Origin of the sequence: Roseovarius sp. MMSF_3281 (assembly GCF_030733685.1) — a bacterium.
Classification (GTDB): domain Bacteria; phylum Pseudomonadota; class Alphaproteobacteria; order Rhodobacterales; family Rhodobacteraceae; genus Roseovarius.
Genome location: NZ_JASHIM010000020.1, coordinates 52,228 through 64,361 on the forward strand (window position 1 = coordinate 52,228; position 12,134 = coordinate 64,361).

Annotated in this window: 11 protein-coding genes; 6 read left to right on the plus strand and 5 right to left on the minus strand. The window is 62.3% G+C overall.

Annotated features, from left to right (window positions below; genetic code table 11):
- Positions 1-162 precede the first annotated feature (162 nt).
- From recA to RBB32_RS16815, 4 genes are all read left to right on the plus strand, one after another.
- The gene (recA, locus tag RBB32_RS16800; protein ID WP_154154626.1) at positions 163-1,236 is read left to right on the plus strand and encodes a recombinase RecA; all 1,074 of its coding nucleotides are present in this window, start codon (positions 163-165) and stop codon (positions 1,234-1,236) included.
- A gap of 138 nt (positions 1,237-1,374) precedes the next feature.
- Positions 1,375-4,044: an alanine--tRNA ligase gene (gene alaS, locus RBB32_RS16805; RefSeq protein ID WP_306154368.1), complete on the plus strand. Its 2,670-nt coding sequence runs from the start codon at positions 1,375-1,377 to the stop codon at positions 4,042-4,044.
- 3 nt (positions 4,045-4,047) lie between these two features.
- On the plus strand, positions 4,048-4,335 hold the full coding sequence (locus RBB32_RS16810) for a DUF1330 domain-containing protein (protein WP_306154369.1): 288 nt from the start codon (positions 4,048-4,050) through the stop codon (positions 4,333-4,335).
- Between the two features lie 56 nt (positions 4,336-4,391).
- Positions 4,392-4,940, plus strand: coding sequence for a histidine phosphatase family protein (locus RBB32_RS16815; protein WP_306154370.1), 549 nt, complete (start codon positions 4,392-4,394; stop codon positions 4,938-4,940).
- Here RBB32_RS16815 and typA read toward each other — a convergent pair.
- On the minus strand, positions 4,937-6,757 hold the full coding sequence (gene typA, locus RBB32_RS16820; RefSeq protein ID WP_306154371.1) for a translational GTPase TypA: 1,821 nt from the start codon (positions 6,755-6,757) through the stop codon (positions 4,937-4,939). The two genes, RBB32_RS16815 and typA, sit on opposite strands and share 4 nt — an antisense overlap.
- A gap of 33 nt (positions 6,758-6,790) precedes the next feature.
- Positions 6,791-7,726, minus strand: a complete 936-nt coding sequence (locus RBB32_RS16825; protein WP_306154372.1) for a GNAT family N-acetyltransferase — start codon at positions 7,724-7,726, stop codon at positions 6,791-6,793.
- Between the two features lie 160 nt (positions 7,727-7,886).
- On the opposite strand from RBB32_RS16825, the gene RBB32_RS16830 reads away from it, so the two are divergent.
- Positions 7,887-8,024 carry a hypothetical protein gene (locus tag RBB32_RS16830; RefSeq protein ID WP_306154373.1) on the plus strand — a complete coding sequence of 46 codons (138 nt, stop codon included), beginning with the start codon at positions 7,887-7,889 and terminating at the stop codon, positions 8,022-8,024.
- A 152-nt stretch (positions 8,025-8,176) separates the two neighbouring features.
- On the opposite strand, the gene ssb is transcribed toward RBB32_RS16830, so the two are convergent.
- Complete coding sequence (ssb, locus tag RBB32_RS16835) at positions 8,177-8,674, minus strand: single-stranded DNA-binding protein (protein ID WP_306154374.1); 498 nt, start codon at positions 8,672-8,674, stop codon at positions 8,177-8,179.
- A gap of 196 nt (positions 8,675-8,870) precedes the next feature.
- Here ssb and RBB32_RS16840 point away from each other — a divergent pair, with 196 nt between their 5' ends.
- Positions 8,871-9,470 (plus strand): lytic transglycosylase domain-containing protein, encoded by a 600-nt coding sequence (locus RBB32_RS16840; RefSeq protein ID WP_306154375.1) that lies wholly within the window; start codon positions 8,871-8,873, stop codon positions 9,468-9,470.
- Between the two features lie 92 nt (positions 9,471-9,562).
- On the opposite strand, the gene RBB32_RS16845 is transcribed toward RBB32_RS16840, so the two are convergent.
- Positions 9,563-11,221, minus strand: coding sequence for an ABC transporter substrate-binding protein (locus tag RBB32_RS16845; protein WP_306154376.1), 1,659 nt, complete (start codon positions 11,219-11,221; stop codon positions 9,563-9,565).
- Between the two features lie 79 nt (positions 11,222-11,300).
- Positions 11,301-12,119, minus strand: a complete 819-nt coding sequence (locus tag RBB32_RS16850) for an AraC family transcriptional regulator (protein WP_306154377.1) — start codon at positions 12,117-12,119, stop codon at positions 11,301-11,303.
- Between the last annotated feature and the right edge of the window lie 15 nt (positions 12,120-12,134).

A 12,134-nucleotide genomic window follows, 5' to 3' on the forward strand; every position in this document is an offset into this window, starting at 1 on the left:
ATACGCCTTCGGTAACCACTCTTTAACCCATATGGCAAAAACTCTGGATGTGAACAATTTTCTTGAAATGTTCTCTTTTTGTCTGCATAGATTGCGGAACAAGAGGTGAACGAAGGCAGCGATTGCCGCCCGGCAGCGGGTGTGAAATAAGGGATCAGGATAATGGCAACGGCAGATCTTTTGACCATGGATAGCAAGAAGAACGCGGACAAACAGAAGGCGCTGGACAGCGCGCTGGCGCAGATCGAACGGCAATTCGGCAAGGGCTCGATCATGAAGATGGGGTCGGACAATCCGGTTGCCGATATCGAGGCCACATCGACCGGGTCGCTGGGCCTGGACATCGCGCTTGGCATCGGCGGCCTGCCGAAGGGCCGCATCGTCGAGATTTACGGGCCTGAAAGCTCGGGCAAAACCACGCTGACCCTGCATTGCGTGGCCGAGGAACAGAAGAAAGGCGGGGTGTGCGCCTTTGTCGATGCTGAACATGCGCTTGACCCGATTTATGCCAAGAAGCTGGGTGTCGATCTGGACGAGCTTTTGATCTCGCAGCCCGACACCGGGGAGCAATCGCTGGAAATCGTGGATACGCTGGTGCGGTCCGGCGCGGTAAGCATGGTGGTGGTCGATTCGGTGGCCGCGCTGACGCCGAAGTCGGAACTCGAAGGCGACATGGGCGACAGCAACGTGGGCGTTCAGGCCCGGTTGATGAGCCAGGCCATGCGTAAGCTGACCGGCTCGATCAGCCGCAGCAAATGCACGGTGATCTTCATCAACCAGATTCGCATGAAGATCGGCGTGATGTTCGGCAGCCCGGAAACCACCACTGGCGGCAATGCCTTGAAATTCTACAGCTCGGTTCGGTTGGACATTCGCCGCATCGGATCGCTCAAGGATCGCGACGAGGTGGTGGGTAACGCCACGCGGGTCAAGGTGGTCAAGAACAAGGTGGCGCCGCCCTTCAAGCAGGTGGAATTCGACATCATGTATGGCGAGGGTATCTCGAAGATGGGCGAATTGCTGGACCTTGGCGTGAAGGCCGGCGTGGTCGAAAAATCCGGCAGCTGGTTCAGCTACGGTGATGAGCGCATCGGGCAGGGGCGCGAAAATGCCAAGACCTTCCTGAAGGAAAACACCAAGATGGCGCTGGAGATCGAGGACAAGATTCGCGCGGCGCACGGACTTGAATTCGACATGCCCGAGGGCGGCGAGGACGAGGATATCGTCGAGGCCTGATCCCCCGGCGGCGCATGAATTTCCTGCAAAGGCCCGTGGCATCCGCGCCGCGGGCCTTTTTCTTGCTGTGGACACCGCCCGCGCGCATGGCTACATCTGCGAAACGCCTGCAATATTGCCCGAAAAAGAGACCCGCCGATGCCGACGCTCAATGAAATCCGCTCGACCTTCCTGAACTTCTTTGACCAGAACGACCACCAGATCGTCGAAAGTTCCCCGCTGGTGCCGCGCAACGACCCGACGCTGATGTTCACCAACTCGGGCATGGTTCAGTTCAAGAACCTGTTCACCGGGGTCGAGCATCGCGATTACACGCGTGCGACCACCAGCCAGAAATGCGTGCGGGCGGGCGGCAAGCACAACGACCTGGACAACGTCGGCTATACCGCGCGGCATCATACGTTTTTCGAGATGATGGGCAATTTTTCCTTCGGGGATTACTTCAAGGAAGAGGCGATCGCCTTTGCATGGGATTTGCTGACCAAGGAGTTCGGCCTGAACAAGGACAAATTGCTGGTCACGGTGTTCCATACCGATGACGAGGCCGCCGATATCTGGAAAAAATACGCGGGGCTGTCGGACGACCGGATCATTCGGATCAACAGCGACGATAACTTCTGGTCCATGGGGGCGACGGGGCCTTGCGGGCCGTGTACCGAGATTTTCTATGACCACGGGCCCGAAATCTGGGGCGGCCCTCCGGGCAGTGCGGATGAGGACGGCGACCGGTTCATCGAGATCTGGAACCTTGTTTTCATGCAGAACGAGCGGTTCGACGATGGCAGCATGCGGGCGCTCGACATGCAGTCGATCGATACCGGCATGGGGCTGGAGCGGATCGGCGCGCTGTTGCAGGGCAAGCATGACAATTACGACACCGACCTGATGCGCGCCCTTATCGAGGCGAGCGCCCATGTGACCAGCCAAGACCCCGACGGCCCGGGTAATGTGCACCACCGGGTGATCGCGGATCACCTGCGCTCGACCTCGTTCCTGATTGCCGATGGGGTGATGCCCTCGAACGAGGGGCGGGGGTATGTCCTGCGTCGGATCATGCGGCGCGCGATGCGGCACGCGCATTTGCTGGGCGCGAAAGACCCGGTGATGCACCAGCTGGTGCCGAACCTCGTGGCGCAGATGGGGCAGGCCTTTCCCGAGTTGGGCCGGGCGCAGCCTTTGATCGAGGAAACCCTGAAACTGGAAGAGACCAAGTTCAAGCAGACCCTGGACCGTGGTTTGCGCCTGTTGGACGACGAGTTGGGCAAGCTGCCCGATGGTTCGGCCCTGCCGGGCGAAGCGGCGTTCAAGCTCTATGACACATACGGTTTCCCGCTGGACCTGACGCAGGATGCCCTGCGCGAGAAGGGCCGCGAGGTGGATGTGAGCGGTTTCGAGGCGGCCATGGCCGAGCAGAAGGCCAAGGCACGCGCGGCGTGGTCGGGCTCGGGCGAGGCGGCGGATGCGGCGATCTGGTTCGATATCGCCGAAGACGACGCCAAGGGCACAACCGATTTCCTGGGCTATGATACCGAGGTTGCCGAAGGGCAGATCCTGGCGCTTGTCAAGGATGGGGCCGAAGTGAAGGCCGCGACCAAGGGGGACGAGGTGCAGATCGTCCTGAACCAGACGCCGTTTTATGCGGAAGCCGGCGGCCAGGTCGGGGATAGCGGCACGTTGAAAACCGACGCCGGTCGCGCGCGGATCTCCGACACCAGGAAGGTGGCCGGAGTTTTCATCCATTTCGCGACCATCGAAGAGGGCGAGATTGCCCCCGGGCAGGCCGCGCAGCTGGAGGTGGATCATGCCCGCCGCACGGCCATTCGCGCCAATCACTCGGCCACGCACCTGTTGCACGAGGCCCTGCGCCATGCGCTTGGGGATCACGTGGCGCAGCGCGGTTCGCTTAATGCGCAGGACCGGTTGCGGTTCGATTTCAGCCACTCCAAGGCCCTGACGGCGGAGGAGTTGCAGCAGGTTCAGACCGAAGTGAACGACTACATCCGCCAGAATGCGCCGGTGGAGACCCGGATCATGGCGCCGGACGATGCGCGCGAATTGGGCGCGCAGGCCTTGTTTGGCGAGAAATACGGCGAAGAGGTGCGGGTTGTGTCGATGGGGCTTCAGGATGGCTCGGGCAAGGGGCTGGATGGGCGGACCTATTCGATTGAACTTTGCGGTGGCACGCATGTGCGCCAGACTGGCGACATTGGTGTTTTCGTGGTTGTGGCCGACCAAGCGTCAAGCGCCGGGGTGCGGCGCATCGAGGCCCTGACCGGGCAAGCGGCGTTTTACTACCTGAGCGATCAGGCGCACCGGGTCGAGGCGCTGGCCGGGGAATTGAAGACCAGGCCCGAGGATGTTGTCGACCGGGTGAAATCCCTGATGGACGAGCGCAAGGCGCTGGCCAACGAGGTGGCGCAGTTGCGGCGCGAATTGGCCATGGCCGGCGGTGCCGGGCAGGGCGATGGCCCCGAGGCCAAGGAGATTGGCGGCGTGAAATTCCTGGCCCAAGTGCTTTCGGGTGTTTCGGGCAAGGACCTTCCCGCGCTGATCGACGAGCACAAGTCGCGGCTTGGTTCGGGGGCTGTATTGCTGATCGCCGACGCGGGCGGTAAGGCGGCCGTGGCCGCGGGCGTGACCGAGGATTTGACCGACAGGGTATCGGCGGTTGATCTGGTCAAGGCGGCGGTGCCTGAACTGGGCGGCAAGGGCGGCGGGGGCCGCCCGGACATGGCGCAGGGCGGGGGCCGCGACGCGGGCAACGCCGAGGCCGCCATCAAGGCCGCCGAAGCCGTATTGGAGGGATAAGCCATGCCAGCACTCTGGATCGCCCATGTGACCGTCACCGACGAGGAGGCCTATGGCCGCTATGCCAAGCTGGCCGGGCCCGCGATTGCCAAGCATGGCGGGGCGTTCATCGCGCGTGGCGGGCGCTATGTGCAGCTTGAGGGCAAGGAGCGGCCGCGCAACGTGGTGGCGAAATTCCCAAGCGTGGAGGCCGCCGAGACCTGTTACCACAGCCCCGAGTACCAGGAGGCGCTGAGCCATGCGCGCGGCGCCTCGGAGCGGGAGCTGGTGATCGTGGAAACGAGCGAGTAACACTGGCCTTCGCTGACCCTGGCCCTAATCTTTTGTGGATACAGGAGGTCAGGATCATGCGTTTAATCCTTTTGGCAGTCATGGCGCTTTGGCCGGCTTGGGCCGTTGCGCAGGATTTTTCGTCGCTCAAGCAGCCCGGTGTCGTGGCCCTGATGCGCCACGCGCTTGCGCCCGGTACCGGCGATCCGGCGAATTTTGATGTCGATGATTGCAGCACGCAGCGCAACCTTGATGACCGTGGCCGCGCGCAGGCACGGCGCATAGGTGACATGATGCGCGCGGCGGGGGTGGAATTCGACGCGGTCTGGAGCAGTCAGTGGTGCCGCTCCAAGGACACGGCGACATTGCTGGATATGGGCGAGGTCAGGGAATTCCCGCCAATCAACTCGCATTTTGCGGGGCGCGGTGACAGGGCTGCGCAGCGTCAGAAAACCCTTGAAGCAATCGCGGCGCGTCCGAATGACCAGCGGCTTTTGCTGGTGTCGCATTTCGTCAATATCGACGCACTGACCGGGCAGGGGGCCAGTTCGGGCGAGATCATCGTGACCCGCCGCACGGATGGCGGCGGGCTTGAGGTCATTGACCGGATCGAGATTGCCCCTTAGCCGGATTTGGCCGCGCGCTTACGCTCGTGCGGGTCAAGGTGGCGTTTGCGCAGGCGAATGGCATTGGGTGTCACTTCGACCAGTTCATCGTCGTCGATATAGGCAATCGCCTCTTCAAGGCTGAGAGTGACAGGGGTTGTCAGGCGTACGGCCTCGTCACTGCCCGAGGCGCGCACGTTGGTCAGCTTCTTGCCCTTCAGGGGGTTCACCTCAAGGTCGTTTTCGCGGCTGTGTTCGCCGATGATCATGCCTTGGTAAACCTTTTCCTGCGCGCCGATGAACATCTTGCCCCGGTCTTCGAGGTTCCAAAGAGCGAATGCGACGGAGTCGCCGTTTTCCATCGAGATCAGAACTCCGGCCCGGCGGCCCGGGATCGGGCCTTTGTGCGGGGTCCAATCGAGGAACACCCGGTTCAACACGCCCGTGCCGCGCGTATCGGTCAGGAATTCACCCTGATAGCCAATGAGGCCACGCGAGGGGACATGGGCGATGATCCGGGTCTTGCCCGCGCCCGCCGGTTTCATCTCGACCAATTCACCCTTGCGCGCGCCGGTGATCTTTTCGATCACCGCGCCCGAGTAATCATCATCGACGTCGATGGTCACTTCTTCAACGGGTTCCAGCCGCTCGCCGTTTTCGCCTTCGCGGAACAGAACCTGCGGCCGCGAGATGCTAAGCTCGAACCCTTCGCGGCGCATGTTTTCGATCAGGACGCCCATCTGCAATTCGCCACGCCCTGCAACCTCGAAGGCTTCGCCGCCGGGGGTGTCGGTGATGCGGATGGCGACGTTGGATTCGGCCTCTTTCATCAGGCGTTCGCGGATGACGCGGCTTTGTACCTTCTTGCCGTCGCGGCCCGCCAGCGGGCTGTCGTTGATCCCGAAGGTGACGGTGATGGTGGGCGGGTCGATGGGTTGGGCTTCAATCGGTTCATCGACCGCCAGGGCGCATATCGTATCGGCCACGGTGGCCTTGGACATGCCCGCGATGCTGACGATATCGCCTGCGACGGCCTCGTCGATGTCCTGTTGGCCAAGGCCGCGGAACGCCTGGATTTTCGTTACCCGGAACTGTTCGATTTTCTGGCCCACGCGGCTGAGGGCCTGAACGGTCTGACCCACCTTGAGGCGGCCGGATTCGACACGGCCCGTCAGGATACGGCCAACGAAGGGGTCCGCGCTCAGCGTCGTTGCCAGCATGCGGAAGTCATCGTCTTCGCGGGCGATCTGCTTGGGGGCGGGGACGTGGTTGACGATCAAGTCGAAGAGCGCGGTCAAGTCCTTGCGTGGGCCGTCCAGCTCGTGATCGGCCCAGCCGGAGCGGCCCGAGGCGTACATATGCGGGAAATCAAGCTGGTCGTCGTTGGCGCCGAGGTTTGCAAAGAGGTCAAAACATTCGTCAAGCGCGCGGTCGGGTTCGGCATCGGGTTTGTCGACCTTGTTGAGCACCACGATGGGGCGCAGGCCAAGGGCCAGCGCCTTGGAGGTCACGAACTTGGTCTGCGGCATGGGGCCTTCGGCGGCATCGACCAGCAGGACAACACCGTCGACCATGCTAAGAATCCGCTCGACCTCGCCGCCGAAATCGGCGTGGCCGGGGGTGTCGACGATGTTGATACGGGTGGTTTTCCATTCGACGCTGGTGGCCTTGGCAAGGATGGTGATGCCGCGTTCGCGTTCCAGGTCGTTGCTGTCCATGGCGCGTTCATCGACGGCCTGATTGGCCCGGAAGGCCCCGGATTGTTTGAGCAATTCGTCGACCAGCGTGGTTTTGCCGTGGTCGACGTGGGCGATGATTGCGATGTTGCGCAGGTCCATGGATGGCGTTCCTCAAGTATGGTTGGGTGCCGCCTATACCGCAGCGCGGCGAATTGCCAGAGGTATTCTTGCGCAGGGCAGGCGCAGGAGGCTGGGGCCAAGCGGGCGTGCGCGCCCACCACTGCCGAGTTTGAAATGGGCGAGGCCCGGGGCGGTTTCGGTGTCGATAGTGCCGAGATCGAGTTGGCGAAAACCTTTCGAGGCAAGGTATTCGGCGGCCTGCCAGAGAAGCAGGTGATGCGCCGAAGGTGGGGCGTTTCGCAGATCGCGCCAGCCGATTTGATAGGTGGCGCGCCATCCGTGCAGCAGGAAGATCATGACGGCAAGGGGCCGCTTGCCATCGCGAAGCTGGAAAAGCCGGGTGGCCTTTGGGGCGGTTTGCGACCAATACGAAACGAAGCTTGGCTGCAGGTCGGTATAGCGTCGGTGCTTGCGCTGTGTTCTTTCCAGGTCAAGCAGCGGGGCGTCACGCCCCGGATCGAAGGGCCGGTGAGTGACATGCAGGCCCGCGTCCTCGGCCCGGCGCAGGCGATTGCGCCATTTGCCGTGCATGCGTGCGCGCATGATAGCCGGATCGCGATGAAGCGAAAGCTCGGCCACATGCTGCGGGGTGAGCAAGGCACGATAGCCAAGGCGGGTGTAGGCCGCAGTGGCTTTCATATCGTCGGGGGTGGCAAGCCAGATCCCGCGCAGGCCCTTGGCTTGTGGAAGCTGTGCGAGGAGGGGGGAGTGTTGGGTGGCTGGGACATCGCCCGCCCAGACGGGGCCACGCGGCAGCCAATGCAGGGGCAGGCCCATGACGCGGCGCGAGAAGATTTGAGCCTGCGCCAGACAGGTGCCGCCCTCGTGGATGCAAAGCACCCGCACCTGCGCGCCAAGCCGGGCCATGGCCTGCCCATAAACCGGGCTTTGGTGCAAAGGCGCATCGGCGGGCGTTTCAGGGCCGGGGGCGGTGAGGGTGAACTCCATACCCGTGATTAACCCTGCGGATACCTAAAGCGTTCCGCCTTTAACCTGAGGCATCAGCGAAAGGCGGAACGCGTGCCACGATTGAGCCGAGCACTGCGTTTCGCGAAAATCTGTGATTCAGGTTTTTCGCGAAACGCTTTAAAAGGTGGTTAATACCCCCATGACAAAACCGGCAAAGCGAATCCTCGGGGTCCATGCACCGGCACCCCGCCCGACGCCATGGGCGGCGTTCTTGCTGGCGCTTGGGCTGGCGGTGCCGGTTGGTGTGATCCTGAGCGTGGTGGATTGGATGTGGTAAGGCGCGGCGACGCGCGTTGGGCAATCGCCTTGCAAGGCGATTACGCGCAGTCCGGGAAATCGCGCGGGCCAAGGCCTTTCGAAAGGCCTTGGCCGGTAAAACGAAAACCCCGCCAGCGTGGCGGGGCTTTGATCATCAAGGCGTCAGGCCGATCAGAACGGGATTTCGTCGTCGATATCGCGCGAGGGGCCGCCCTGGGGCTGGCCTTGCGACGGGCCGCCGCCATAGTCGCCCCCGTAATCGCCGCCATAGCCGCCTTGGCCACCGCCGCCGTAGTTGCCGCCGCCACCGCCGCTATCGCGACTGTCGAGAAAGGTCATTTCACCGGCGTAGGGGCGCAGGACAACTTCGGTCGAGTAGCGATCCTGCCCCGACTGGTCCTGCCATTTGCGGGTTTCAAGCTTGCCCTCGATATAGACCTTGGAGCCTTTGCGCAGGTATTGTTCGGCCAGCCGCACCAGTGCTTCGTTGAAGATGGCCACGGTGTGCCATTCGGTCCGCTCGCGGCGTTCGCCGGTGTTGCGGTCTTTCCAGTTTTCCGAGGTGGCGATGCGCAGGTTGCACACCTTGCCGCCGTTTTGGAATGTGCGCACCTCGGGGTCGCGGCCGAGATTGCCGATGAGAATTACCTTGTTGACTGAACCGGCCATCCGGAGCCCCCTTCGTTGAGTTCATGAGCAGTGTTTGCGTGTTTACATCACCGCAGCGCGTTAAATGGAAGGTTAAAATTATCAAAAAACCGGAGGCAGTCCGCCGAAAATCAGACATTCATTGTCAACAGTCATGGCATTTTTTGCCATATGCCGTATATTCTCGCGCAAAGTAGAAGTGGGGGACAGTAGCGTTATGCGGAGTTTAACCGTCTTGATTGCGGCTATTGGGTTGATCCTGCCGGGTCTGGCCTTGGCCGATGTGCTTTCCACGAAGAACCGTGGCAACCTGTTCAAATCCCAGACCAGCGTTTTGGACACGCGCGCCAAGCAGCAATACAATAATTCGGTGCGCCTGCAGCCGCAGAAAATCCGCACACCCAGCAAATGGGGCGGCGCCGAAGGCGCGGGCCGGTCCTATAGTGGCAAGTACCGGGGGCGTTTCCTGCAGATGGCCAAGGATGCCGCGCGGCGCCATGGGGTGCCCGAGGATCTGTTTTTGCGCCTGGTGCAGCAGGAATCAGGCTGGAAGCCGGCGATACGGTCGCACAAGGGGGCCATCGGATTGGCGCAGTTGATGCCCGGCACGGCGCGGGTTCTGGGGGTGAATCCGCATGACCCCTATGAAAACCTTGAAGGCGGCGCGCGCTATCTTGCGCAGCAGTACCGCGCTTTTCGGTCATGGCGTCTGGCGTTGGCGGCTTATAATGCCGGGCCCGCTGCGGTTAAGAAATATGGCGGCGTGCCACCCTATAAAGAGACGCGCAATTACGTGCGGATCATCTGGGGCAGTTAAAGCGGTTCGCGAAATGCAGCCCCGAAACCCAATCGTTGCACGCGTTCCGCCCCGCGCCGATGGCGCAGGGTAAAGGCGGAACGCTTTAGGGCCTATTCCGCAAATCCGATTTTATAGAGGTGTATTTCGTTCGCCGGGTGTTTCCGGGCGTTCACGAGCCTGCCGTTGTGGTGATTATAGAGCGCGCGCCAATAGGGTTGGATGATGAGCCCCTCGTCCCGGAGGAGGTTTTCGATTTGACGCATGACATCACGGCGATCTTCGGCGGCATGCAGCGACATGGCCAGATCGATCAATGAATCGAGCGTGATGTTCGCGACCCCGGTTTCGTTCCAAACCGCGCCCGAGCGATAGGCCAGCACCAGGACTTGCACATCCAGCGGGCGGTGATTCCATTGCGTGGCCGAGAAGGGGAAGGTTTTCCAGTTGTCCCAGAAGCGCGCGCCGGGCAGGATACTGCGCCGCACGCGAAAGCCCGCGTCTTCAAGCTGTGCGGCGACCGCATCGCCGGTGTTGCGTTGCCATTCGTCATCGACGGTGGTGAGGTCGTGCACCATGTCCTCGAAGCCTGCCGCCTTGGCCAGTTCCAGCGCCTTGGCGGGGTCGTATTCGGCCGGGCCGATATCGGCATAGGCGGGATGTACGGGGCTGACGTGGTGATTGGCCGCGACGGTGCCGCGTCCGGCATTGCCCAGTTCAAGGCAGATTTCGTTGTCCACGGCCAAGGCAAGGGCGCGCCGCAAATCCTTGCTTGCGTAGGGCGTTTGACCGTTCATCTCGGCGTTCTGATTGCCACGGATGACGATGGTTGCGGCGGTTTCCGTGCGCGTTTGGGTCCAGCCGGTGGCGTCCATCACGTCGATGAAATCGCCCACGGTTTCATAGAGCAGGTCGATTTCGTCGGCCTTGGCGGCGGCAACCCAATTGGCCGGGTCGGTGCCGAGGTCGATAAATTCCACGCGGTCAAGGTAGGGCCCGCCATAGACATCGGTCCCCCACCAGTCATGGGCGGTGTTGCGTTCCAGAACGCAGCTTCCACCGGCGGTCAATCGCACGGGTGAAAAGGGGCCGGTGCCGATGCCATGGGCGAAAGGGTCACCGCCGTCGTAGCTGCTGTGCAGGATGGCGGCGGGGTAATCCGAAAAGGTCGCGATGATCGAGATATCGGGCGCCGAGAGGGTCAGTGTCACCGTCAGGTCATCGGTGACGGTGATCGCGCCGTCGCGGGCCTGACCCGTGGCGGGGTTGGTCAGCCCGGTCAGGCGCGATGCCATGGAATTGCCCGGCGCGGTGCTGTCGCACCAGCGGGTGATGTTGCGGGCGACGTCGGTTGCGGTCAGGGCGTCGCCGTTGTTCCATGTCACGCCGGGGCGGACGTGCAGGATGTATTGGGTGGCATCGTCGTTGACGTCCCAGCTTTCCAGGAGCATGCCGCGAAAGGCGCCGTCGCCGTTGTATTCCACGAGGTATTCGAGAAAGCCCCGGGTCTGGTTGGCCATTTCGCTCCAATCAAAGGTGCGCGGGTCGCGCAGGGCTTTGACGCTTTGCTGGATTCGCAGGGTGCCGCCCTGTTGGGGGGCAGGGCCGTCTTGTGCCTGTGCGGCCTCGCCGATCAGGGCCAGCGCGGCAGGGGCCGTTGCCCCAAGCGCCGTGGCGCGGGCCAGAAATTCGCGCCTCGTGATCCGGCCCTGGTATGCGTCTTGGGTCAGGACGGGCAGGGCGGGATGCACGGGGCGGCGGGTGCTTGGCATGGGGGCCTCGAGGGTCGGTGGTTAATTTTGCAGAATAATAAGACGTGGGGTCTCAAAAATCTATAGCTGAGATGCAGTTTCAACTTTTTACAAGGCCCGGTATCTTCGGGCGCTCGGCGGCGGACTTGCGCAACTCGGACGGTGTTTTGCCCGTGTGATGCAGGACGAAGCGCGAGAAATAGGCCGCACTGTTGAAGCCTGTCATGGCGGCGACGCGATTGAATGGGTGGTCGCTGTTTTCCAGAAGGTCGCGCACGGCGTGCAGGCTGCGTTGGGTCAGCAGTTCGGCGGCGGTCATGCCGGTGCAATCGCGGCAGGTGCGTGTAAGGTGCGTGGGGGTGACCCCGAGGGCTTGAGCATAGTCGGCCATGGTCTTGCCGGTGGCATGGTCGCGTTCGACGAGGGCGGCGTAGGCGGTCACAAGGCGTTGGGATGCCGTGATTTTTTCCGCATCTTCGCCCTGTTCGATCATGGCGCGGCGCAACCAGACCGTCAGCAGCGCGGCTTCGGCATTCAACGCCTCGTCCATGAAGGGGCGGGCGCTGTTTTGCTCGCGCTGCATCGCATCGAGGATGGATGTCAGTTCACTTTGGGCATGCACGTCGCGAATGCGCAGGTGTTGTGGCGTGTCGGGCATCAGCACAGGCCCATTGGCGGGCACGAGGCAGACAAGGCCAAAGCCCTGTTTCCCAAGATCCAATGAAAACAAGGTGTTGGCAGGAATGACCAAGGCATTGTGCACGCCCACCCCACGCCGGACGCCTTCGATCATGGCGCGGCCCTGTCCGCGCGTTATCCAGATCATCGCGTGTTCGGTGCAACTGTGGGGAAGCTCGGCGCGCCATGTACCGCCTTCGGACCATTGTGCGAGGGTGAGGATGCGCGCGTGAGATGTCATATGGTTTGCCTGCCT

Excerpts from the sequence above, each read along its gene's own strand:
- ssb (WP_306154374.1), bottom strand. The coding sequence starts at position 8,674 with ATGGCCGGTTCAGTCAACAAGGTAATTCTCATCGGCAATCTCGGCCGC.
- RBB32_RS16840 (WP_306154375.1), top strand. The coding sequence starts at position 8,871 with ATGCGGAGTTTAACCGTCTTGATTGCGGCTATTGGGTTGATCCTGCCG.
- RBB32_RS16845 (WP_306154376.1), bottom strand. The coding sequence starts at position 11,221 with ATGCCAAGCACCCGCCGCCCCGTGCATCCCGCCCTGCCCGTCCTGACC.
- RBB32_RS16850 (WP_306154377.1), bottom strand. The coding sequence starts at position 12,119 with ATGACATCTCACGCGCGCATCCTCACCCTCGCACAATGGTCCGAAGGC.
- RBB32_RS16825 (WP_306154372.1), bottom strand. The coding sequence starts at position 7,726 with ATGGAGTTCACCCTCACCGCCCCCGGCCCTGAAACGCCCGCCGATGCG.
- typA (WP_306154371.1), bottom strand. The coding sequence starts at position 6,757 with ATGGACCTGCGCAACATCGCAATCATCGCCCACGTCGACCACGGCAAA.
- alaS (WP_306154368.1), top strand. The coding sequence starts at position 1,375 with ATGCCGACGCTCAATGAAATCCGCTCGACCTTCCTGAACTTCTTTGAC.
- RBB32_RS16815 (WP_306154370.1), top strand. The coding sequence starts at position 4,392 with ATGCGTTTAATCCTTTTGGCAGTCATGGCGCTTTGGCCGGCTTGGGCC.
- recA (WP_154154626.1), top strand. The coding sequence starts at position 163 with ATGGCAACGGCAGATCTTTTGACCATGGATAGCAAGAAGAACGCGGAC.
- RBB32_RS16830 (WP_306154373.1), top strand. The coding sequence starts at position 7,887 with ATGACAAAACCGGCAAAGCGAATCCTCGGGGTCCATGCACCGGCACCC.
- RBB32_RS16810 (WP_306154369.1), top strand. The coding sequence starts at position 4,048 with ATGCCAGCACTCTGGATCGCCCATGTGACCGTCACCGACGAGGAGGCC.